Genomic DNA, 24,820 nt, shown 5'->3' with positions numbered 1-24,820 from the left:
CCGTACTTTGGAGACTCCAGCTATGGGCACAGTTCAGAAACGTATGTACATCAATGGCGAATTTGTTGAAAACACCGGCGGAAAGTGGATTGACGTAGTGAATCCGGCGACAGAACAGGTGATTTCGCAAATCCCTGAAGGCTCGGCAGAAGATGCCAAAAGAGCCATTGATGCCGCCGAAGCGGCGCAGCCGGGCTGGGAAGCGCTGCCTGCGGTGGAACGCGGCGTGTGGCTGCACAAAATCGCCGCCGGTATCCGCGAACGCGAAGCCGAACTGACGCAAACCATCATTGCCGAAGGCGGTAAAACCTACGGCCTGGCGCAAACCGAAGTCTTGTTCACGGCGGATTACCTGGATTACATGGCGGAATGGGCGCGCCGCTATGAAGGCGAAATCATTCAGAGCGACCGGCCAAACGAAAACATCTTTGTGTTCCGCAAAGCCATCGGTGTGACCACCGGTATTTTGCCGTGGAACTTCCCGTTCTTCCTGATCGCCCGCAAAGCGGCACCGGCGCTGATCACCGGTAACACCATCGTGATTAAACCGAGTGAAATCACCCCGAACAATGCGGTGATCTTTGCTGAAATCATTCACCACATCGGCCTGCCAAAAGGCGTGCTGAACATTGTCACCGGCTACGGCCCGACCATCGGACAGGAACTGGCGGCCAACCCGAAAGTTGGTATGGTCAGCCTGACCGGCAGCGTGGCGGCGGGTATCGCCACCATGACCGCTGCGGCGCAGAACGTCACCAAAGTTTCGCTGGAGCTGGGCGGCAAAGCGCCCGCCATCGTGATGAACGACGCCGATTTAGATCTGGCGGTAAAAGCCATCGTCAGCTCGCGCGTCATCAATACCGGGCAGGTGTGTAACTGCGCCGAACGGGTCTATGTGCAGCAAGGCGTTTACGACGAGTTCATTTCGCGCCTCAGCGCTGCCATGAAAGAAGTGACCTTCGGCAACACGGCGGAGAAAAAAGAGCTGGATATGGGGCCGCTTATCAGCGCTGCAGCATTACAGCGCGTGGAAGACAAAGTGGCGAAAGCTGTCTCACAGGGCGCGAAAGTGCTGCTGGGCGGTAAGCGCGAGGGCGGCACCGGCTTCTTCTACCCGCCAACGTTGCTGGTGGATGTGAAGCAGGAGATGCCGATCATGCACGAGGAAGTGTTCGGCCCGGTGCTGCCGGTCGCGACGTTCAACACGCTGGAAGAAGCCATCGCGATGGCGAACGACAGCGAATACGGCCTGACGTCGTCGATTTACACCAGCAACATCAATACGGCGATGAAAGCGCTGAAACAGCTGAAATTCGGTGAGACTTACATCAACCGTGAAAACTTTGAAGCGATGCAGGGCTTCCATGCGGGCTGGCGTAAATCGGGTGTCGGCGGCGCGGACGGTAAACACGGCTTGCAGGAATATCTGCAAACCCACGTGGCCTATCTGCAATTCCATTGATCATTTAACCCTCTCCGCCGGAACAGGATCGCCTGTTTCCGGCGTGAGGTGACCTCTACCAGACAAGGACACGCCATGCGCCGCAGCGATTTTCTGACCGCCATCCGCCAGCATAAATTCATTCACGCGCTGTTCCCGGCGGAAGATTCGCAGCCCGATCCTGTGCAGGCTTTTGCGCGCGCGTTGACCCTGAGCGGCGGCATCTGGGATGACCATTTTTTGCAGACACCGCTGACGGGCTATACCACGCTGAACGCTTACCTGCGCGAACTGTACCCGGCAGATTCTCTGTTTTGTTCCGCGACACCGGAGATTATCGCGGACATTGATTTTGACGCACGTACCCCAGCGACCTCGTTGAAAGACGCGGATGTCGGCGTGGTGCGCGCCTGTTTTGGCGTCGCGGACACCGGTGCGATTTTTCTCAGCGACCCTGCGCTTGCCGTAAACACCCTCAGCGCAATGGCGAAAAACCTGGTGGTACTGCTCGACGTCAAACATATCGTCGCGCATCTGCACCTTGCCCACCGTCAGCCGCAGCCCTTTAATGCCCGCTACGCCATTATGATCACCGGCTCCGCCGCGACAGCCGACAGTGAAAGTGCGCTGATGCTGGGAGCAAAAGGGGTGACGAATCTGCGGGTGATCGGGATCTGACCTCAAAAAAAACCGCAACATCACCTGTACTGCCCCGCTCAAAATAACTCCCCTAAATAAAAGAAATCCTATCTGATACAATCAGTAAATCGATGTACATCGGGCATGTCCTGAATATTTCCTGTGAGTGAGCGCGACAACCATGAGCGTGATACAAAGCCTTATCAAACAAGCCTTTGGCACCGGCAACGGTCACGAAGCGGCCACTTTCCTCGCCAGCGCCTGCAACCGCATGAAGGCGATGGATAAAATATCCATCGCCCGTGAAGTGGAAAGCGCGCTCAGAGGCGTCAGTTTCAGCCGTGCCGAGGCCGATAAAGCTAAAGTCAAAACCGTTTTTAAAGATACGGCTGTCACCGTCGAAAGGCTCGCCGCGCTGGAAAAACAGGTGCGCAGCCTGACGCATGAACTGGCAGTGGCGCGCAATAAAACCGACGGCGGCAACCCTGAAGAGCTGGCCCGGCTGCAAGGGGAGTTGTACCGCCTCAACACGCGGGTCAGTGAACTTCTTAACCAGTCTGAACGCCAGAAAAAACAGCACGCCGATGAACTGGCGCTCATGCGCTCACGCCAGCGCGCGGCGGGCAATTCCACCTCGGCAGAACTTGACGCCGCCAACAGCCTGATTGCCTATACCGGCAGCCAGATGTCCGCCATGGCGGCGGCACGCGACAGCCTGCAACAGCGGTTAACCGCGCTGGAAACGGAGTCTGAACGCCGCCTGCGTGCCGAAGAAGATAAACGCCATGCCGCCAACCGTCGTGCAGACGGCAATTACGCACTGCTGGGCCAGCAAAAAGAGCTGACCGCCGAAGCTAACCGTAAAATCACCCAACTGCGGGTGAATCTGAAATCGCAAGAGTACGAAGGGCAATCGGCGAAGAGCGAGGCGGCAAAACTGAATAAGCAGATCGCCGAACTGATCAGCGAAAACAGCCGCTTAGCGGCGCAATCTCAGCATCATGAAGCGCAGTGCGAAAGCCTGAACAGCGCCCTCGGGCGAACTCAAAAAGAGCTCGCCGCCTGTAAAGCACAAAAAGGACGTTTCACCCGCTGGATCCACATTCCCAGCGCCATCATGGGCCTCGCCGTGGTCGGCCTGGTGATGTACACCGATGACCACACCGGGCATCTGTCAGACAGCCTCACCCCGGCTGCATTTTTGGGGTGCGTGGTCTATGCGCTTTCGCTCATGATTGCTTTCACCCGCAGGGCGTAGAGCGGGGGAAACCTTACTTCACCCCCATTGCCGCCTGCTCAATCAGGGCGGCCACTTCTTTCGGATGTGATTCATACACTGAATGGCTGGCACCGGCGATTTCGACGGTGTGGCTGTGTGCGCGTTTGGCGTACATCCGCTCTAAATCCGGGTTAATGATTTTGTCGGACATGGCCACCATGTACCAGCTGGGTTTCACTTTCCATGCCGGGTCAGGAATGTTGGCGGTGAAGACGCTGGCGGAGGTCAGCATCTGCGCCTTAGCTTCGAATTCCGCTTGTTTACGTGGCAGGTCGGCCGCAAAGTCGGACGGGAACACCGCCGGGTTGATGTAGAGGAATCCGTCCGGCGTTTTGACAAACGGGTGCGCCGAGTTGGGGAATTTCTTACCGTTGGTCGCTTCCGTTTCACCGTTATCCAGCGCGTGTGCCGCGATATACACCAGCCCCGCCACGTGCGGGTCATTTCCTGCTTCCGTAATGATCGCGCCGCCGTAGCTGTGGCCCACAAGGATCGCCGGGCCATTTTGCTGATCCAGAATGCGTCTGGTGGCCGCCACGTCTTCCGGGAAGGAAGTCAGCGGTTCCTGCACCAGCGTCACGTTATAGCCATCGTGCGTCAGGATGTCATACACCGGACGCCATCCCGAGCCGCCCACAAATGCGCCGTGCACCAGCACGATATTTTTTACCGGAGCCGCCATCGCCGCCTGAGAAGCGAATGCCGCCGCAGCGGCTACTATTAATGTTGAAGCTAAACGAAAACGCATGGCAATACCTCATGGAGTTTCTGAAACCGGGGGGTGAGGTGCCACTGTGGGCGTCTGGCTCTGTCAGGGGAGTGACGGGCGGATGACAAAAACGACATTGATTGCCGGTTGTTTCCATCCGCGCAGATAACAGGCTGCCGCGCGCGCAAAGATCGCCCGCCATGTACCTTGCGTGCGGAATTTTGTTAAAAAGTTATATTTGTAAAGTTGCGTATGTACTAACAGGAAGAAAATAACTATAGTTAGCGCCTTCCTGATTCTCCATCAGATTGATGGTTTTTTGTCTACTCCTAAAGTCTAAAAGTGAGATGTGCATCGTATTTTAACGCGGCTCTCCGCTCGCACTTTTAGCTAACAGAAAAAGAACGCCTAAAGTGAACGCCAAAACCTCTGCTTTTATCATCACCTTTTTGTCATTTTGTAGCCCGGTTTCAGTCAGTTACGCACTCTCTGCTACCGATACACCGAAAAGTGACACTGACGACGCCTCCGACTCATCTTCACTGATGATCATCAAAAAACAGGGCACCGGTGGCCTGTCCGAGCTGGACACCCCGGCAGCGGTCAGCGTGATCGACGGCGACGATTTCAGAAACAGCAAAGCGCAGGTCAATCTCTCCGAAAGCCTCGGCAGCGTGCCGGGTTTACAGGTGCAGAACCGCCAGAACTATGCGCAGGACCTGCAACTTTCCGTGCGCGGGTTCGGCAGCCGTTCCATGTACGGCGTGCGCGGCGTGCGGATTTACGTGGATGGTATTCCGGCCACCATGCCGGACGGGCAGGGTCAGACGTCGAATATCGATCTCAATTCCGTTGAGCGCGTTGAAGTGTTGCGCGGGCCTTTCTCGGCGCTGTACGGCAATGCCTCCGGCGGCGTGGTGAACGTGGATACCCAGACCGGTTCACAGCCCGCGAAACTGGAAGCAGGCACGTATTTCGGCAGTTACGGATCTTTTCGTAACAGCGTGAAAGCCAGCGGCGCGACCGGCGACGGCACCCACGCAGGCGATGTGAATTACCTGATCTCCGGCTCCCGTTTCACCACTGACGGTTACCGTGACCACAGCGGTACACAGAAAAATCTCGGCAACGGCAAACTGGGCGTGCGCATTGATGATGACAGCACCCTGACGCTGATGTTTAACAGCGTCTCCGTCGATGCCAACGATCCGGGCGGCCTGACAGAATCTGAATGGCATGATGACCCGAAGCAGGCCAAACGTGCCGATCAGTACAACGCACGTAAATCGCTGGACCAGACACAGGTCGGGTTGCGCTATCAGCGTCAGATGGGTGAGAACGACGAATTCAGCCTGATGACCTATCACGGCGAGCGCCACACCACGCAATACCAGACCATTCCGGCCGCCTCGCAGAAAAATCCGCTGAATGCGGGCGGGGTGATTGTTCTTGAACGTAAATACTCCGGCGTGGATACCCGCTGGAAGCATGACGATCAAATTGGTTCGGTGCCGTTCTCGGTCACCGGCGGGCTGGATTATGAAACCATGACCGAGCGTCGCTTCGGTTATGAGAATTTCGACAGTCAGGGCGATCTGGGCGTGAAGGGCAACGAGCGCCGTAATGAAAAGAACGTCATGTGGAACCTCGACCCGTACCTGCAAACGACGTGGAACCTGACGCCGCGCTGGACGCTGGACGTCGGCGCGCGTTACAGCACGGTCAGTTTTGATTCGCAGGATTACTACATTACCGGCAGCAATCCGGATGACAGCGGTTCGCGCCGTTATCACAAACTGCTGCCGATGGCGTCCCTGAACTATGCCGTGACCCCTGCGCTGAACACCTATATTTCAGCCGGTCGTGGTTTTGAAACGCCGACCATCAACGAACTCTCCTACCGCACCGACGGCAACTCTGGCCTGAACCTGGGGCTGGAACCTTCCACCAGCAACACCGTGGAGCTGGGCAGCAAATGGCGCGTGGGCAACGGTTTAGTCACCGCGGCAGTCTTCCAGACGGATACTGATGATGAGCTGATCGTGGCGCAAAGCGTCGGGGGCCGTTCAAGTTACACCAACGCCGGTAAAACCCGTCGTCGCGGTCTGGAATTGTCTTTAGATCAGCAGTTTGAAGAAAACTGGCGCGTCAAGATGGCCTGGACGCTGCTCGATGCCACCTTCCGTAATGAAACCTGCGGATCCGGTGACTGTACGCCAGCGGGCAACCGACTTCCGGGTATTGCCCGCAACATGGGCTACGCTTCACTGGAGTGGGCACCGGTTGATGGCTGGCACGCCGGCGCCGATGTGCGCTACATGAGTGACATTGAAGTGAATGACGAAAACAGCGAGCAGGCACCGGCTTACACCGTCGCCAGCGTGAATGCGGGTTACCGCTTCAACTGGGACAAAGTAACCCTCGACCTGTTTACCCGCGTCGATAACCTGTTCGACAGAAACTATGTCGGTTCGGTGATCGTCAACGAGGGCAATGGCCGTTACTTCGAACCGGCACCTGGCCGTAATTACGGTGGCGGAGCGACGCTTTCTTACAGTTTCGAATAAATTCAGTTTGTAGAACCACGCAGTGCTGCCCGTGACCTGCACTTTTTGAAGTCGGGCAGCACACGCAAGGAATGACACCCGGTGAGAACCGGATGTTCTTGAAGATTCGGCTTACGCCTGAATCGACGATTATAAAAAATCAGTAAGGTCATCAACTATGGAAACGAAAGCCTCGTTATCACGCATCGTCGTCATAATTACCGCTTTGTTCGCCGCGTTAAGCGGGATTTATCTTCTTGTCGGCGGTATCTGGCTGGCAAAATTAGGTGGTTCTCTTTATTACATTATTGCCGGTGTTATCTCGCTGGTAACAGCGTGGCTGTTGTACCGCCGCCGCTCTTCCGCCTTATTGCTCTACGCGATTTTCCTGTTCGGCACCACCGTGTGGGCCGTATGGGAAGTGGGCACAGACTTCTGGGCACTGACGCCGCGTTTAGACGTCACCTTCTTCTTAGGTCTGTGGATCCTGCTGCCGGTGGTTTACAACCAGATGCTGGCGAAAAACGCTTTCGCACGCGGTGCGCTGGCGGTATCCCTGCTGTTCACCGTGATCGTGTTGGGTTACTCCATCTTCAACGACCCGCAGGTGATCAACGGCACCCTTAAAGCGGCGGATTCTGCGCCGGCAAAATCTGAATCCGGCATTCCTGATGGTGACTGGCCTGCTTATGGCCGTACTCAGGGCGGTACCCGTTACTCGCCACTGAGCCAGATCAACGATAAAAACGTCAGCAAGCTCGACGTGGCCTGGACTTTCCGTACCGGTGACCTGAAGACCCCGAACGATCCGGGCGAAATCACCGACGAAGTCACGCCAATCAAAATCGGCGACATGTTGTACCTGTGTACGCCGCACCAGAAGCTGTTTGCTCTGGATGCCGCGACCGGTAAAGAGAAGTGGAAATTCGATCCACAGCTCAACTCCAACCCGACGTTCCAGCACGTGACCTGCCGTGGTGTGTCTTATCATGAGACGACGCCAGCGGCGGAAGGTAACGCCGCGAATGGCGCAGCGCCTGCTGTCTGTTCACGTCGTATCATTCTGCCGGTCAACGATGGCCGTCTGTTTGCGCTGGACGCTGAAACCGGCGCACGTTGCCCGGCATTCGGTAACAACGGTGAGCTGAACCTGCAAGGCAACATGCCTTACGCAACCCCAGGTCACTACGAGCCAACCTCACCGCCAATCATCACAAAATCTGTGATCATCGTGGCCGGTGCGGTTACCGATAACTACTCAAATCGCGAGCCTTCAGGCGTTATCCGTGGCTTTGATGTGGAAACCGGCAAACTGCTGTGGGCCTTCGATCCGGGCGCGGCTGAACCGAACAAAATCCCTGCGGATGGTCAGCACTTCACGCCGAACTCCCCGAACTCATGGGCGCCTGCGTCTTATGATGACAAACTGGATCTGGTTTACCTGCCTATCGGCGTGGCAACACCGGACATCTGGGGCGGCAACCGTACGCCGGAAATGGAACGTTACGCGAGCGGCCTGCTGGCGCTGAATGCGACCACCGGTAAACTGGCGTGGTTCTACCAGACTGTTCACCATGATCTGTGGGATATGGACGTGCCTGCCCAGCCAACGCTGGCAGATATCACTGACAAGAGCGGCAACAAAGTTCCTGCGATTTATGTACCGACCAAAACCGGTAACATCTTCGTGCTGGATCGCCGTGACGGTAAGCTGATTGTTGATGCCCCTGAAAAACCTGTTCCGCAAGGCGCAGCGAAAGGTGACCACGTTTCTCCGACTCAGCCGTTCTCCAAACTGACCTTCCGTCCGGAAGCGAAACTGACCGGTAAAGACATGTGGGGCGCAACGATCTACGACCAGCTGATGTGTCGTGTGATCTTCCACAAACTGCGTTATGAAGGCACCTTCACACCGCCATCCGAGCAGGGCACTCTGGTGTTCCCGGGTAACCTCGGTATGTTCGAGTGGGGCGGTATCTCTGTGGACACTGACCGTCAGGTGGCTATCGCTAACCCGATTGCACTGCCTTTCGTGTCTAAACTGATCCCACGCGGTCCGGGCAACCCTATCGAGCCAGATGCGAACGATAAGGGCGGTTCCGGTACTGAAACGGGCATTCAGCCACAGTACGGCGTGCCGTTTGGCGTGACGCTGAACCCGTTCCTGTCTCCGCTGGGCTTCCCTTGTAAACAGCCTTCATGGGGTTACATCTCCGGCGTTGACCTGAAAACCAACGAAATCGTGTGGAAAAAACGTATCGGTACCGTGCGCGACAGCTCACCGTTACCGCTGCCGTTCAAAATGGGTATGCCGATGCTTGGCGCACCGATTTCTACCGCCGGTAACGTGTTCTTCATCGCCGCGACCGCAGATAACTACCTGCGCGCATTCGATATGAGCAACGGTGACAAACTGTGGGAAGCCCGTCTGCCAGCAGGCGGCCAGGCGACGCCGATGACATATTCTGTGAACGGTAAACAGTACGTTGTTATCGCCGCAGGCGGTCACGGTTCGTTCGGCACCAAACTGGGCGATTACATCATCGCTTACGCACTGCCGGACGCTGACGCGAAATAATCAGCCGTCATACGCTTTGAAATGTGAAAGGCCGCGAAAGCGGCCTTTTTTTATGGGCGGTCAGGCATAAAATAAGGGATGATTCGCAGAGTATTCCTGAGTGAATCCCGTCAGCACCGCCGACTTTCTGAAAGAGTTACACCGCTTAACAATCACCCGGTCGCCCTTTGCATGGAGACATTTTCGCTCTGCGCGCGCACTGCCGCGCAACATGAGGCGGCGGATGCGGGTTTGTGTCAGTTTTATATAAGTTTTTTATAAAGGTGATATTAATAAATTTAATCTATAAAAATCATTTCCCGCCTAATTATATTTTCCTGATATCAATTTATTCACGCCCACTGAACAGTATGCGTATTTTAGACTGGCAATCTTTCACGGTTTAGCTATAACTCTTAAGGCAAATTACTTAAGAATCTTCTTAGATGCTCATCATTTTTAGTGACATGTCCGCATGCCGTTCAGGCATCTGAATTGTTGCAGATCTATTCCGCGCCGGGCTGTGCAGGGTGCGGGGATATATTTTATTACGTGAAAAAATTAAAACCTCATGGATAACAACTGAACTTAAACAGGGCGAGAGAATTATGCTAAGCACACAACATGCCGTTATATCCAATAAGAGAAAACGTGAGCTAAAAGATTATTCCTTAAACAAACTCTATATCGCCCTGAAGATCATCATCATCTCGTCCACGATAGGCATGCCAAACGCCTACGCTGTCGATTTGCCTTCGGCGGATGCAGGCTGCGACACCGGTACAGTCACCTGTACGGTGACCAGCGCAGTGGGGACGGATTTTACGGTAACCAGCGATATCACCTCGACAGGTGACGCGATTGACGCTGATGCCACGGTGACGGGCAGTACGTTCACCGTCAATAACGGCATCAGTGTGATCGGGGGTGCAGGAGGTGCCGGGTTCAATTTTGCCACCGGCAGCAACAACAACACGGTGACCAACAACGGGACGATCCAGGGCGATTTTGGTATTAATTTTAACGAGGGGAGCAATTTCACCGTTATCAATAATGGTCTGATTACCAGTAACAGCATTAGTAACACTGATTATGCTCTGACAAACTTCGGCAGCGGATTTACCCTCACCAACAATGAAGGTGCGACGATTTCGGGCTATCATACCGTTATTCAGGGTTCGGCCACCGGTAATGGTGTCACCATCAATAATGCCGGGGCAATAACCCCCTCTCTGGGTACCGGTGGAGTGGCGATAAAACTCTACGGCAGCAATAATATTCTTAATCTTAATACCAGCTCGGCCATTACCGGTGATATTCAGTTTGATGTGAATCAGGTCAATAACTCCATCAACCTGCTGGGCGGAAGCCAGGATACCGGTACCTTCAGTAATTACGTGAATAACAATACGGTTAATTTACTGAATATCAATGCGCCGGGTAAAACCTGGGATATCTCCGGCACCTTACCGGTCGCCGGTGCGATCCAGCTGCAAAGCGGCAACGTGGTGGTGACCGGCAGCTTAAGCAACACGGGGCTCGGCGGAACAACCATTGCCAACGGCGCCTCCCTGCAGATCGGTAACGGTGGTCTGACGGGCAGCCTGGACGACGACGTCATCAACGACGGCACCCTGACGTTTAACCGCGCTATTGCCAGCACCTTCAGTGGAAATATCAACGGTAACGGTAGCGTGGTTCAGGCAGGCTCGGGCATAACAAATCTTGCCAGTATCGGCACCTGGAGCGGCGGTACCCAGGTCACTTCCGGCACGCTTAACGGTATGGGCGCTACTGATGCGCTCGGCAGCGGCGCCATCAGCGTCACCAACGGCGCGATCCTCCAGCTGGGCGATACCTCGACGTTTACCAACTACAATTTCTCCGCCAGCGGGCTGTCGCTGGAAGCGTCCACCTTGCGCATGTACGGCTCGCAGGCCACGGCGCTGCCAGCGGAGGTGAGTTATCTCTTCGGCAACCTGACCGCGCCCATCTCTCTTTCAAACTCGACGTTGCAATTTGATCAATTTGCTGCGGCGAACATTATTTTCGACGGCGACATCAACGCCTCTAACACCAGTTCGCTGAATTATGTCGCGGATAATGGTGCCCATACGCTGGCGATGAACGGCAACCTGACCGGTTTAGGTACTTTCAGTATCAACATGTCCGAGAACAACACGCCGGAGTCGCTCGGCCTCTCGTTTAATGGCACCGCAAATAATTACACCGGCACGATGAGCCTCAACGGTGATGCTTACATTGTGGACGTCAATACGCCACTGGGGCAGGCCTCCTGGTCGGTGACCGGGCCGCAAACGCTCAATTTCAACGGTGCCAATACCCATGTGATCACGGCGCTCAGCTCCGCCGCCAACAGTATCGTCAATATCACCGACGCGGGCACCACGCTGCAAGTGGGCGCGGGGACGGTCAACGGCGCGATTGGCGGCTCGGGCAACCTGCTGAAAACCAGTACCGGCATTCTGGCGCTTGATGGCGTAAACACATACCTCGGCAGTACAAAAATCTCCGGCGGGACGATCAACCTGGGCGTGGCTGACGCCATTGCCGCCAGCAAATCGGTTGAAGTTGACGTGAATACCACGCTCGGCATGAAGAGTTTCGATCAGGTCTTACAGGATCTGACCGGGGCGGGCACCATCACCATGGGGTCGGGTGACCTGACGGCGCAAAACACGGCGGACACCCTGTTCACCGGTAAAATCAGCGGCACCGGCGATCTCATCAAAACCGGTACCGGCGTGCTGACGCTGTCCGGCCTGACGAACTCGGTCGGCGCGACCTCGGTCAACGCGGGCACGCTGCATTTTGCCCAAATTGGTGATTTCGCCACGACCGGCCTGACGGTGAACACCGGCGCGACGGCGCAGCTTGCCAGCACGGCGCAGGTGGTTTCCACGGGCGCAACAGATATTGAAGGCACGCTGGATGTGACGCTCGGTGGCTCAACGGCCAAAATCAATTCGGATACCGCCACGCTGGGCAGCGGCTCGGCGCTCAGTGTCACCGGTTTTAACCCGGTCGCCGCCACCAAAGCCAGCGATCTGAGCGCGGCGCGCACCGTGATCATCCAGACCACAAACGGCATTACCGGGGATTTCGCCACGGTCACCGGCCTGACGCCGAGCGGCGTAGATTATTACTTCAATGACGCCAAACTCTCTGCAGACAGCAAAACCTACAGCCTGGGCAGCGAGCTGGCCTGGACCTCCGGCACCGCACAGGCGACCGGCAATTTCACCCTGACCGGTGCGGGCGACGCATTTAACGTTGACGTGGCGCTGGGTGATGAAACCGCCAACGGTGCAACCTGGGACGGCAAATCGCTCACCAAACTGGGGGCGGGTAACCTGACCTTGTCGGCGGCGAATACCTACACCGGCAGCACTGACATTCAGGCGGGCACGGTGACCACCGGCATCGACAACGCTTTTGCCACCAGCAGTTCGGTGAATGTGGCCACCGGTGCCACGCTGGCCCTCAACAATTTTAACCAGACGGCACAGGATCTGACCGGCGCGGGCGCTGTCACGCTCGGCACCGGCACCCTGACCGCGCAAAACAATAACGACACCACGTTTGACGGCACTCTCACCGGCACCGGTGGCATCACCAAAACCGGCACCGGTACGCTGACGCTCAGCAACAGCGGCAACAGCGTGGGTGCGGCGGACATCGCCGCCGGTATTTTGCATCTGACACAAACCGGTACGTTCAGTGCGGCCAGTTTGCTGGTCGATACCGGTGCCACGGCGCAGCTCGACAGCAATGCACTTATCGCCACCACCGGCACCTCGACCGTGAATGGGACGCTGGATGTCACCCTCGGCGGCAGCGCACCGATGCTCACCGCCGCAGACGCCACTCTGGGCAGCAACGCCGCGCTGACGGTCACCGGCTTTACGCCGGTGGCGGCCACCAAAGCCAGTGATCTGAACGGGGCGCGCACGGTGATCATTCAGACCACCAGCGGCATCACCGGTGATTTCGCCACGGTCAGCGGTATCACGGCGAGCGATGTCGACTACATCATCAACAGCGCGCGCAAATCCGCCGACGGCAACAGCTACAGTGTGGGCAGCGAGCTGACCTGGAATGCCGGGCCGACGCTCGCTTCCGGCAATTTTACGCTGACAGACGCCAGCGACACCTTTGACGCAGACGTCGTTCTGGCCGATCAGAGCGCCAGCAGCACCGGCTGGGACGGCACATCGCTGACCAAACTCGGTGCAGGCAACCTCACGCTGTCTGCCGCCAACACATACACCGGCGGGACGACTGTTCAGGCCGGTACGCTGACCACGGGCATTGAGAACGCGATTGCCACCAGTGACACTGTCACCGTTGCTTCCGGTGCCACGCTGGCACTGAATAATTTCAATCAGCTGGTTCAGGATCTGAGCGGCGCGGGGATTATCACGCTGGGCACCGGCACGCTCTCGGCGCAAAACAATACCGATACGACGTTTGACGGGCAAATCACCGGCACCGGCGGGCTGACCAAAACCGGTACCGGCGTATTGACGCTGTCCGGCCTGACCAACTCGGTCGGGGACACCAGCGTCAGCGCCGGCACGCTGCATCTGACCCAAAACGGCATGTTTAACGCGGCAGGTCTGAATATTGACAGCGGCGCAACCTTACAGCTGGATGCGAATGCTCAGACGACGGCCAGCGGCAGTGCGGTCATCGACGGCACGCTGGATGTGACGCTGGGCGGCACGGCACCGTTGCTGACTGCCGCCGATGCCACGCTCAACGCCACCAGTTCGGTGCTGAATATCTCCGGCTACACCAGCGGTCCGGTGGCGAAAGCCAGCGATCTGGACGGTGCTCGCACCGTGGTCATTCACACCACCGATGGCATCACTGGTGATTTCGGTTCGGTGGTGGGCGTGGGGGCGGGCAGCGCGGATTACATCATCAACGACGCAAAAAAATCCACCGACGGTCTGGATTACAGCATCGGCAGCTCGCTGGCATGGAATGCTGTCGCACCGCTTTCCTCCGGGACTTTTACCCTGACCGACGCCAATACCTTTGACGTTGACGTGGTGCTGGCCGATCAGGCGGCGAATGGCACGCTGTGGGACGGAAAATCGCTGACCAAAGCGGGCACCGGCACGCTGACACTTTCGGCGGTGAATACCTACACCGGTGCCACGCATTTAACCGGCGGCACGTTACAAACCGGCATCGCCAACGCGCTGGCTGACAGCAGTGCGTTAGCGCTCAGCAGCGGAACGACGTTCGATCTCAATGATTTTGATCAACAGGTTCAGAACATCGGCGGCAGCGGCGATATCACGCTCGGCAGCGCCACACTCACCATGCAGAACAATAGCGATTTCGGGCTGAGCGGGGTCATCAGCGGCACCGGCGGTCTGGTGAAAGAAGGCACCGGCACGCTGACGCTGGCCGGGGTGAATACCTATGAAGGCGGAACGGTGATCAATGCCGGGCGACTCAGTATCTTCAACGAAGGCTCACTTGGCGCGTCTTCCGGCGGTGTGACCATCAACAACAACGCGATATTTGATATCGCTGTACCGGGGGAATTTGACCACAGCATCACGCTGGGCACCGATGGCGGCACCATTATTGCTACGGCAGGGGCGAATCTCGCCGGTGTGATTGACGGCACCGGCCACCTGACTACGCAGGGCATCATCGACGTCACCGCAGAGAACACTTATACCGGCGGCACCACCATTAACAACGCGTCAACGCTCTCCCTGGGCCGTGGCACCACCACCGGCAGCATTGTGGGGAATATCACTAACAACGGCATCCTGGCACTGACCCGCAGCAATGATTTCACCGTCGCGGGTCTGATCAGCGGCAGCGGCAGGGTGGATGCGCTCGGCGCGGGCACCGCGACCTTAACCGGTGCGAACACCTACACCGGCGGCACCAACGTGTTTGGTGCGCTGCGTCTGACCGGTGACGGCGCGCTCGGCACCGGCGGGGTGTCTGTCGCCTCGCCAGGCTCTTTACATATTGATGCGCCGAACGGCGGCAGTTACACCTTCACTCAGGCGCTGACCGGTAACGGTACGCTGCTGGCAAATCTGGCTGCTGCCACCGACACCTTCGCGTTCGGCGCAGCGACCGGCAGCGCCTTTACCGGCACGGTCGAATTAGGTCAGGGCCAGTTCTCACTCTCCGGTGATAACACCACGGCGCTGACACAGGCGACATTGCAGCTTGATGCGGGCAACGTCACCACCGTGGCCCCAACAGATCAATCCATCGGTAATTTAACCCTTAACGGCGGCACCCTGGCCTGGAGCGGCCAGACACCGCCGGGATCGCCTCTCGGCATCGTGAATGTCACCGACCTGACGCTCACCAGCGGCAACGTGCAGGTGGATGTGCCGGTGACCAGCGGGCTGCCTAATCCGGTGCCTTCGCCGGGCGTCAACCTGCTGGCGCAGGATGACGGTGAGATCCAGTCTCAGCTGATCGCCGCCGGTGGCACCGTGACCGGCGATGCCTCCTCGCTGACGCTGACCGACAGCGCCGGGCAGGTGGTGAATAATCCGCAGACGCTGGCGATCACCGAAGGCGGCACCACGGTTGCCAACGGCAGCTATGATTTCATGCTTTCTACCGGGGCGAACAACGACGGCCTGTATCTCGGTTACGGCCTGAAAGGGCTGGATCTGCTGAGCGGCCAGACGTTGCATCTGGCAACGGACAGCGGCTCGGCGTCTACCGGCGCGGTGCTCAACGCACAGCTGACCGGCAGCGGTAATCTCGACGTCAACGGCAGCGCCTCTGCCGGCCAGACGCTGACCCTCAGCAACGCCGGCAACAGCTATACCGGCACCACCACGGTCAGCGGCGGTACGCTGGTGGCGGGCAGTGATAATGCCCTCGGCGCGACCTCTGAGCTGTTATTGCAGGGCACCACCGGGTTCGATCTCAACGGCAAAACCCAGACAATCGGCAGCCTGAGCGGGGCGAGCGGCTCCACGCTGAACGTTAACGGCGGCAACCTGACCCTAAGCCAGGGCGGCCAGAGTGACGGCACGCTGTCCGGCGCCGGTAATCTGACGGTCAACGACGGCACCCTGACCGTGAACGGCGCGAACAGCGGCCTGAGTGCGGCGGTGATCCTCAATAATACCGCACAGGCGCTGCTCAGCGACGTGGCGGCGCTCGGTACCGGCAGTATCAATCTCAACGGCGCCACCACCGGCGTTCAGCTTGACGGCGCAACCGGTACGCTGGCGAATTCGCTCAGCGGTAACGGTGTGGTGGGGATTCAGGGCGCATCGGCGGTGACGCTTTCCGGCGATAACAGCGGGTTTGGCGGCACCTTTACGACCGATATCAACAGCAGCCTGACGGCAGGCACGGCGCAACATCTGGGCACCGCCGCCATCAGCAACGACGGCGCGCTGGTGCTCGACACCGCCACCGACTGGACATTCAACAACGTGGTCAGCGGCGGCGGTACGCTCGAGAAATCGGGCACCGGTAACCTGTCCATTGGCAGCAGCAACACCTACACCGGCGGCACTACCGTCAGCGCGGGCACACTGACGCTGACCGACGTACAGGGTGCAGGCACGGGCACGGCGACCATCGCTGCACCGGGTACGCTGGCGGTCAGTCTGACCGGCGGTAATTTCAGCAATGCCATCGATAACAGTGGGTTACTGACCCTCAGCGGTGCAGGTAACACCCTGAGCAGCGCGATCACCGGCAGCGGCACCAACCAGATTTCAGCCACCGATCTCGTCATCAGCGGCGATAACAGCGGATTTACCGGCGTGTGGGATCTGGCCTCCGGCAGCACTTCCACCGTCGCCGCTGAACAAAATCTTGGTGCGGGCAGTGTGCTGCTTAACGGCACGCTAAACGTGGCACCGGCAAGCGGCGATTTTGTATTTGATAATGCGCTGACCGGGCAGGGCGCGATGAACGTGGCGATGGCGACAGCGGTTGACCGCTTCTCCTTCGGCGCGGACAGCGGCACGGCCTTCGCCGGGCTGGTGAATCTCGGGCAGGGCGCATTTACCTTGTCCGGCACGGACACGCAGGCGCTGACCAGCGCCACGCTGCAAAACCAGTCGGCCAATATCGTGGTCGGCGCGGGGACGCAGGCCATCGGTAATCTGGCGCTGAACGGCGGTACTGCTGCGTTTGACGTGCTCACCAGCACGCTGATCACCACCAACCAGCTGGCGCTGAACGGCGGTGAAATTCGCGTTGCCGGGCTGGAAACGCAGCCCGATCCGGCCAACGCCATCGGCGAACCTCTGCTTCAGCAAGATGACATCATTGGCGATCCGCTGATCCTCTCGCAGGGCAATACCGGCTCTTCTGCCAATCTGACGCTGACCGATGCCCTGGGTAATGTGCTGGCACCGACCACCGCCGATGTGTCGCAGTTCGGCAACGTGGTGGGGATCGGTACCTATAACTACGGCCTCACCGGCAGCAATCTGCAAGGGCAGACCGGCCTGTTCCTGTACTCCGGCCTGGTGAAACTCGATTTGCTGGCAGGCCAGCAGGTTTCTCTGGTGCAGGATGCCAGCGCGCCGCTGGGCGGTAACGAGATGCACGCGCTGATCACCGGCGCGGGTGGGCTGAACGTAGACGTGGTGACAACGGCCACGCTCAACAACCCGCGTAACGATTACACCGGCAAGACCACGGTCACCAACGGCACCCTGCGTCTGGGCTTTAATCACACGCTGGGCAACACCTCTGCGGTGGATCTGCTGGGCACCAGTCAGCTGGATCTGAACGGCAGAACGCAGAGCATCGGCGCACTGAACAGCGCGGCCGGTACCACGGTGAATCTCAACGGCGGTACCCTGACCATCACGGACAGCCAGCGTACGGCGGGCGATACCAACGGCGGCACCGTCACCGGGCGTCTGACCGGCAGCGGCCAGCTGATCGTTGACCCGAGCGTGCTGACCGTTGACGGCGCGAATCCGAACCTGTCGGCGGCCACGCTTATCACCGGCGGCTCGGAAGTGCGCCTTAACAACGTGCAGGGTCTGGGCACCGGCAGCATCACCATGGATGCCGCCAACGACCTGCTGACGTTCGACACCTTCAACGGCCAGACCGCCAGCGGCTCGCTGGATAATGTGCTGACGGGTGCGGGTTCCGTACGGCTTCTCAGCAGTGAAGTGATCAGCCTCGGGGCGGATAACAGCGCCTTTAACGGTAATTTCACCGTCGGCAATGACGCCACGCTGATCGCCTCGCAGGCGGCGAATCTCGGCACGGCGGCCATCACCGACAACGGTTTGTTGCAGATCGACAATGCCGCCGACATGACGCTTGCCAACAGCGTGACCGGCAGCGGCGGATTGCTGAAAACGGGCGCAGGCGCTCTGACGGTTTACCAGCCTGCCTATTCCGGTACCACGGCGATCAACAGCGGAGCGCTGATCGTCGGTAACGGCACGCAGGCCGGGGCAAAACTGGGGGCGGACGGGGCCGGTGAGGTCAGCGTGGCTTCGGGCGCAACGCTTTCCGGCGACGGCACCGTGAGCGGCAATGTCACCAACAGCGGAACCGTTGCCGCGCTTAACAGCCTCTCGGCTTACGGCTCGGCGGCAGCCAGCGTGCTGAACCTTAGCGGTAATCTGACCAACAGCGGGCTGCTGCAACTGGCAGGCGGCGCGGTCGGCAATACCTTAACGGTCGGCGGCAATTACATCGGGGGCGGCGTGCTGGCATTGCAAACCGTGCTCGGCGGCGATAACTCGGTGACGGATAAACTGGTGGTGGCGGGCGATACGTCCGGCACCACGCAGGTGACGGTGAAAAATGCCGGAGGCAGCGGCGCGCAGACCACTACCGGGATCCAGGTGGTGGATGTCGGCGGGCAATCGAACGGGGTGTTCAGCCTGAATGGCCGTGCGGTCGCGGGTGCGTATGAATATCAGCTGGTGAAAAACAGCGCCAACGGCGACTGGTATCTGCAATCCGGGACTACCGGACCGCAGCCGCCAGAGCCACCGACGCCGGAACCGCCAACGCCAACACCGTCTTCCAACACCTATCGTCCTGAGCCGGGTGCCTATCTGGCTAACCAGCGGGCGGCACAGAACATGTTCCTGCACACGCTCTATGACCGTTCGGGCGCGGCGCGCAGCAGCCAGGATACCGACACGGCCAAAGGCTGGGTCCGTCTGGGAGGCGATTACACCAAACAGAAGAGCAACGGCGGGTTGTACGATGAGAAAACCCACACCACGCTGGTGCAGCTCGGCAGCGATTTGTATCAGCTCGACGGCGTCAACGGCGATCAGATCAATGCCGGTCTGATGGCGGGGTACGGGCATTCCAGCAGCAACGCCAGCGTGAAAAACAGCAGCTACGAGGCCAAAGGGCAGGTTAACGGTTACAGCATCGGCGCTTACGGCACCTGGTACGCGCAGGCCGACCGCGTCAGCGGCGCGTATGTAGACAGCTGGATCCAGCACGCCTGGTACAAAAATGACGTCAACGGCGACAGCCTGCCGCAGGAGTCTTACGACAGTCAGGGGACGGATGTCTCGCTCGAAACCGGTTACGGCTTCGCGCTGAAACAATCCGATGAAGTCCGCTGGGTGGTCACGCCTCAGGCGCAGCTGGTCTACAGCCACTACGAAACTGACGGGCATACCGAACAAAACGGCACCCGCATCAACGCCAACAGCGACGACGGCATCAGAACCCGTATGGGTGTGCGCCTGAGCCGCCAGAACACGGTGAAACTCAACAGCGCACAACCGTTCATCGAGGTGAACTGGTACAACGGCAAACCGGCATCAGACAGCGTGGACTTCAATCAGGTTCGCTTTGAAAATGCCACGTCGGTTAACCGCTACGAAGTAAAAGCCGGGGTGACCGGTTCCATCAGCCAGAAATGGCAGACCTGGGGACAAGTCAGCAGCACCTGGGGCGACAACAACTATCAGGGCTATCAGGGGATGGTGGGTGTGAAATACCAGTGGTAAACCGCTGAGCAGAAAAAAAGCCGGGAGCGAATGCCCCGGCTTTTTTATGTGTTGCGAACGGTTATTTGCTGCAACCGTCCAGTTGCGGGTAATTGCGGCACACCAGCATGAGTTTCTTTTTCGGTTCGAAGCCATTTTTCAGCATGCATGCCTGCAGTTGTTTGGTGTGTCCGATGTTAGGCATCGCCAGCCGGGAACCCAGCGGTTTCGGATAGCCACACTGGTACATCACCGGTAACGCAATTGCATCATTTTCCGATGAGTGGGAAAAATGCAGCGAGGCACCGGCTTTACGCCAGCTGATGAGCTCGTATTCCCGCGTGCCTGAATCGGGTTTGATCGGGTGTAATCCGCTGTCTGCGACAAAAGGCAGCGATTCGATTTCCTGGTTCGTCAAAGGACGCCCCAGCTGTTTGGCCCGGCAGGCGGGTGTGTCCTGGTAGACATCACAAATGTGAAAACCGTGTTTATAGGTAAATCCTTTGGCTTCCATGCACTGGTAATACAGCACTGATTCGTTATCGGTAAAATCAGGTTCCGGCCCCGGCAGCGGCACCCCGCATTGCCCCATTGCCACGCGCGCGTCATCGATCGTGGAGTGGGGGCGCTGCCACTGGGTTAAATCCGGTGGCGGCGGGCAGCCGGTAAGCATAAACACCGAGCCGACCAGTGCTGATCGCAAAAGCAGAGACGAGAGGCAAGGCATAAAAAATCCCTTTTAATTATCATGTTATAGATTTCTCAGCCGCCCTTTGGCAGACGGGCGCGAGGTAAGAATACCGTTTATGACATGCTTTCTCAGGGATTGCGAACGTTCCGAACATTCCTATTTCAGGGTTATCATTAGCTTGCTAATATTAATGCTTGCTCAAATAGGGAGGTTGATATGGCAGAGAAAGACGCATATTCGATTTTACTGGAAGCTTCTCATGGAAAACTTTGCTCAGCAGACCTCTATAAAGGGAAACCGATCAGTTCGGTGATTAACGTTGCGCTGGATGCCATTATTGATTTAGAAACTGAAGTGAAGAGATTGAAATTTTTGCTCAGGCAGCGAAACATTGAATACTGATCGCTTCAGTCAACGCCTGGCATCACGTGCCCGGCGTCACTCATCCCCTCATTCTTACTCTTCTTACGAAGCACACCCTGCCGGTTTATAAACCCGCGTGGTTGACGCCGGATTATTTGCCAGTTTATTGGCGGGTCTGCGCGGGCGGGCCACCAACTCCCCGCCACAGTTAGGGCAGATCCCGTGAAGTTTCTCTCCGGCGCAGGGCACGCAGAACGTGCATTCAAACGAACAAATTCTCGCGTCAGCGGCAGGGGGCAGATCGGTATTGCAGCATTCACAGTTAGGTCTGAGTTCCAGCATAGAATTTATCCTTTTACGGGTGGCGGTTTTCAGCCATTTTGCAGGTGAGAAGCGGTTTTCCGCAAGCGAGTTACGCTAATCGCCATCGCCAGCACCGTGGCGATCACCGCCACCCACAAACTTAGCTGTACCGCATGGGCTTCCTGGCTCAGGTTAGTGGCGGCATAGACTGACAGAATGACCCCGACGCAGGCGGCACCGAGACACTGACCGAAGGTCCGCATGATCGCCAGCACGCCGGAGGCATAACCGCTGTTTTCCCGCGAGGCATTGGAGAGCATTTCACGGTTGTTCGGGCTCTGGAAGCAGCCGAAACCAATGCCGCAAACGAAGCTGCGCAGGCCGATATCCCAGACCTCTGGTTGCGCAGGAAGCCGGGCCAGTAACAGTAATCCCGCGGCAAAGATGGCCAGCCCGACGGTTGAAATAATCGCGGCCGGATAGCGGTCGGCGAGGCGTCCGGCGTGCGGCGCGGCCAGAATAATCCCCAGCGGCCACGGCGTGAAAAGTAAGGCTGAAACAAACGCGCTGTAACCGTAAACGCTCTGAAACAGGAACGGCAGCGCGACAAAAGTGATCCCCTGGCTGATGAACGAGGCCAGCGACGTGAAGGCCGCCAGCGTGAACGGGCCGGAAGCAAACATGCCAAGCGGCAGCAGCGGTTTTGGCGCACGGCGCTGACGCCAGATAAAAGCCACACCGGAAACGATGGCGGTCGCGCCATAGAGAAGGGCAATGATCAGGTCATCTTTATCCGGACGCGAGAAGACGTCTGCAGCCATGATAAGCGACCCCAGCGCAATGGCCGATAATATCGCGCCCGCCACATCAAAAGGCTGACGGGTCAACGCCGGGTTAGAGGGGACAACGCGCAGGGTCAGGATCACCGCAATAATGCCCAGCGGTATGTTGATCGCGAAAAGCCATTGCCAGCTCAGGGTAGACAAAATAGTGCCGCCAAGCACCGGTGCGACGGCGGTACTGGTGGCGATCATCAGGGCGTTCAGCCCGAGAACCCGTCCGAGCAGGCGATTAGGAAAAACAGAGCGTAAAATCGCCGGGCCGATACTCAGCGTGGCTGCCGCGCCGATACCCTGAAGCACGCGCATGATAATCAGCATGTCCAGAGAGCCGGAGAGCGCACAGCCCGCCGACGCCAGCGTAAACACGCACAGGCCCGCGGCAAACAGCGACCGGTACCCGATGTGGCTGGCGAGCGCGGCGAAAATCGCCAGCGTCATGGATGCCGACAACAGATAACCGTTCGACACCCACACCGCCGCCCCCGCTGAGATACCCATCTCTCTGGCAATCTGCGGCAGTGCGATATTCACCATTGAGCCGTCAAACACCGCCATGGTCGCCATGGTCATCACGGCGGCCATCGCCAGCCCGCGTTCGCGGCCCGGTAATCCTTCGTCGCCCGGTTTGTCGGAGAATAATTCCATCATGCTTGTGCTCTCAGTTATGTGTAGTCGGGTCACTATAGCCACCGGCGACAGAGTGCGGAAGACGCAGCATCTGCACTTAATACCTGCACCAAACGCCTTCTCTCCTTTTTACGGCTGCGTTAGTATGGCGGAATGAATGAACCCGATCTGAACTTACTCATTGCGCTTGATGTGCTTCTGGCTGAAGAAAGTGTAGCCGGTGCTGCCCTACGTCTGGGATTAAGTGCATCGGCGATGAGCCGCACGCTCAGCCGGCTGCGCGCCACCACCGGCGATCCGCTGCTGGTGCGCGCCGGGCGAATTATGGTGCTGACACCCTACGCCCAGGAGATACGCCAGCGTGCCCAAAACGCCAGCTTTGAAGCACGCGCCTTGTTGCGACCTTCCTCCGCAGATTTCAACATCGCCAGACTTGAACGCACGTTTCTGATCCGTTCCAACGATGGTTTTGTGGTGGCGTTTGGTGCCGCGATGATTGCCGCCGCGGCGAGCGCTGCGCCTGACGTGTGTTTGCGGTTTATGCCAAAACCGGAAAAAACCTCAAGCGCGTTGCGCGAAGGGCGGGTTGATCTTGAGATTGGTGTGCCAGGCGATATGGGGCCGGAGATTCGCTTACAGACCTTGTTCCGCGACAGGTTTATGGGAGTGGTGAGAAAAGATCATCCGCTGGCGCTCAGGCAGATCAGCGCGGAAGATTATGTGTCATTCGGGCACGTTGTGGTTTCACGTCGTAACAACACCTATGGCCCGGTAGATGACGCGCTGGCGGAAGTCGGGCTGAAACGGAACATCGCAGCCGTCGTGCCAGGCTTTTCCGCCGCGCTGGCGATTGCCCAACACTCCGACCTGGTGGCGCTGATCCCCGCGTCATTCCTGATCGCCGGATCTGACCCGCTGTATGCCTTTGAGTTACCGGTGAAAACCCGCGAAATCACCATTTCCCAAATGTGGCATCCGCGTTCAGAAGTGGATCCGGCACACCGCTGGCTGCGACTGCTGGCGCTGAGTGTTTGCCGGGAGAAGGTAAAGAATGCGGGGTATTGTTCATGAAGGGCCGTGTTGATTATTTCTGCAATTAATATTAAGTCTGTAATGTATTAATGTCTTATTTATAAATATGCGATATATTTAAATTTGTAATATATATATACTTATCGTTCTTTTATTTGTATAGGTGAATATCTCTAAGTGATATGCTTATTTAGATGAAAGTGAAGATCACTTCCTGTCAGATTTAAATACCTCGTATTTAGAGTGGGTAGCTCACATGTTATATAATAATAAATAAATTTATATAGTAATGAAAACAGGTAATGTAATAGCATCGCGTATAGGGGAGTTATTCACTACGCATTAATACACAAGGATGGGAACTCAATGGCAAATTACAGGATCGATAATAAATACATCTTCAATGAGTCAGCAAAAGAAATAAGAAAATTATATACCAATAAAAAACTGAAACTGACGTGTATGCGTTCACAATGCCTCGCCTATATACTCTTACATGCTAATGATGAGGTTATTACTAAGAATGAAATGTCTCAGGCGATTTGGGGAGACAGAAGTCAGTTTACCAGTGAAGCCAGTTTGACCCAGGCCTTGTATCTGATCAGGCGAGATCTTAAAACTATCGGCATCGATGATTTATTTATTACCGTGCCAAAAAAAGGGGTGGCCTTTAACAAGACGCTGATCATCGAAGATTTAGGGAACGGTTCAATGAAAATGAGTGTAGTGAAAGAAAAACGTGTTCTTCTTTTTGTTTCTGCGTGTATTTTAATGATCTCGGCACTTGTTGCATTTAATTTTTCCTGAATGGT

Annotated in this window: 13 protein-coding genes; 9 read left to right on the top strand and 4 right to left on the bottom strand. The window is 57.3% G+C overall.

What is annotated here, in order from left to right; translation table 11 throughout:
• The first annotated feature begins 22 nt into the window (after window positions 1-22).
• From aldA to ED901_RS18535, 3 genes are all read left to right on the top strand, one after another.
• Window positions 23-1,462 (top strand): aldehyde dehydrogenase, encoded by a 1,440-nt coding sequence (aldA, locus tag ED901_RS18545; protein ID WP_122096826.1) that lies wholly within the window; start codon window positions 23-25, stop codon window positions 1,460-1,462.
• Window positions 1,463-1,537: 75 nt separating this feature from the next.
• Window positions 1,538-2,119: an LUD domain-containing protein gene (locus tag ED901_RS18540; RefSeq protein ID WP_122096825.1), complete on the top strand. Its 582-nt coding sequence runs from the start codon at window positions 1,538-1,540 to the stop codon at window positions 2,117-2,119.
• A gap of 142 nt (window positions 2,120-2,261) precedes the next feature.
• Window positions 2,262-3,338, top strand: coding sequence for a hypothetical protein (locus tag ED901_RS18535; protein ID WP_122096824.1), 1,077 nt, complete (start codon window positions 2,262-2,264; stop codon window positions 3,336-3,338).
• Between the two features lie 13 nt (window positions 3,339-3,351).
• Here ED901_RS18535 and ED901_RS18530 read toward each other — a convergent pair whose 3' ends face one another.
• Complete coding sequence (locus ED901_RS18530) at window positions 3,352-4,107, bottom strand: alpha/beta hydrolase (RefSeq protein WP_122096823.1); 756 nt, start codon at window positions 4,105-4,107, stop codon at window positions 3,352-3,354.
• Window positions 4,108-4,481: 374 nt separating this feature from the next.
• Here ED901_RS18530 and pqqU point away from each other — a divergent pair, with 374 nt between their 5' ends.
• From pqqU to ED901_RS18515, 3 genes are all read left to right on the top strand, one after another.
• Window positions 4,482-6,635 carry a TonB-dependent receptor PqqU gene (gene pqqU, locus ED901_RS18525; protein ID WP_122096822.1) on the top strand — a complete coding sequence of 718 codons (2,154 nt, stop codon included), beginning with the start codon at window positions 4,482-4,484 and terminating at the stop codon, window positions 6,633-6,635.
• 157 nt (window positions 6,636-6,792) lie between these two features.
• On the top strand, window positions 6,793-9,192 hold the full coding sequence (locus ED901_RS18520) for a glucose/quinate/shikimate family membrane-bound PQQ-dependent dehydrogenase (RefSeq protein WP_122096821.1): 2,400 nt from the start codon (window positions 6,793-6,795) through the stop codon (window positions 9,190-9,192).
• Window positions 9,193-9,779: 587 nt separating this feature from the next.
• The gene (locus ED901_RS18515) at window positions 9,780-20,171 is read left to right on the top strand and encodes an autotransporter outer membrane beta-barrel domain-containing protein (protein WP_122096820.1); all 10,392 of its coding nucleotides are present in this window, start codon (window positions 9,780-9,782) and stop codon (window positions 20,169-20,171) included.
• A 61-nt stretch (window positions 20,172-20,232) separates the two neighbouring features.
• Here ED901_RS18515 and ED901_RS18510 read toward each other — a convergent pair whose 3' ends face one another.
• Complete coding sequence (locus ED901_RS18510) at window positions 20,233-20,877, bottom strand: hypothetical protein (protein WP_122096819.1); 645 nt, start codon at window positions 20,875-20,877, stop codon at window positions 20,233-20,235.
• A 180-nt stretch (window positions 20,878-21,057) separates the two neighbouring features.
• On the opposite strand from ED901_RS18510, the gene ED901_RS18505 reads away from it, so the two are divergent.
• Complete coding sequence (locus tag ED901_RS18505) at window positions 21,058-21,243, top strand: hypothetical protein (RefSeq protein ID WP_056779822.1); 186 nt, start codon at window positions 21,058-21,060, stop codon at window positions 21,241-21,243.
• 63 nt (window positions 21,244-21,306) lie between these two features.
• Here ED901_RS18505 and ED901_RS18500 read toward each other — a convergent pair whose 3' ends face one another.
• Entirely contained in the window at window positions 21,307-21,546 is a 240-nt protein-coding gene (locus tag ED901_RS18500; protein WP_122096818.1) for a DUF1272 domain-containing protein, read from the bottom strand.
• Between the two features lie 29 nt (window positions 21,547-21,575).
• Complete coding sequence (locus tag ED901_RS18495; protein WP_205965122.1) at window positions 21,576-22,997, bottom strand: MFS transporter; 1,422 nt, start codon at window positions 22,995-22,997, stop codon at window positions 21,576-21,578.
• A gap of 132 nt (window positions 22,998-23,129) precedes the next feature.
• On the opposite strand from ED901_RS18495, the gene ED901_RS18490 reads away from it, so the two are divergent.
• Both ED901_RS18490 and ED901_RS18485 read left to right on the top strand, forming a co-directional pair.
• Complete coding sequence (locus ED901_RS18490; RefSeq protein ID WP_122096817.1) at window positions 23,130-24,047, top strand: LysR family transcriptional regulator; 918 nt, start codon at window positions 23,130-23,132, stop codon at window positions 24,045-24,047.
• 327 nt (window positions 24,048-24,374) lie between these two features.
• Window positions 24,375-24,815 carry a winged helix-turn-helix domain-containing protein gene (locus tag ED901_RS18485; protein WP_122096816.1) on the top strand — a complete coding sequence of 147 codons (441 nt, stop codon included), beginning with the start codon at window positions 24,375-24,377 and terminating at the stop codon, window positions 24,813-24,815.
• Window positions 24,816-24,820 lie beyond the last annotated feature (5 nt).

It is taken from the genome of Rahnella sp. Larv3_ips, assembly GCF_003697865.1.
Lineage (GTDB): Bacteria > Pseudomonadota > Gammaproteobacteria > Enterobacterales > Enterobacteriaceae > Rahnella > Rahnella rivi.
This window is presented reverse-complemented; position numbering and strand designations above follow the sequence as displayed.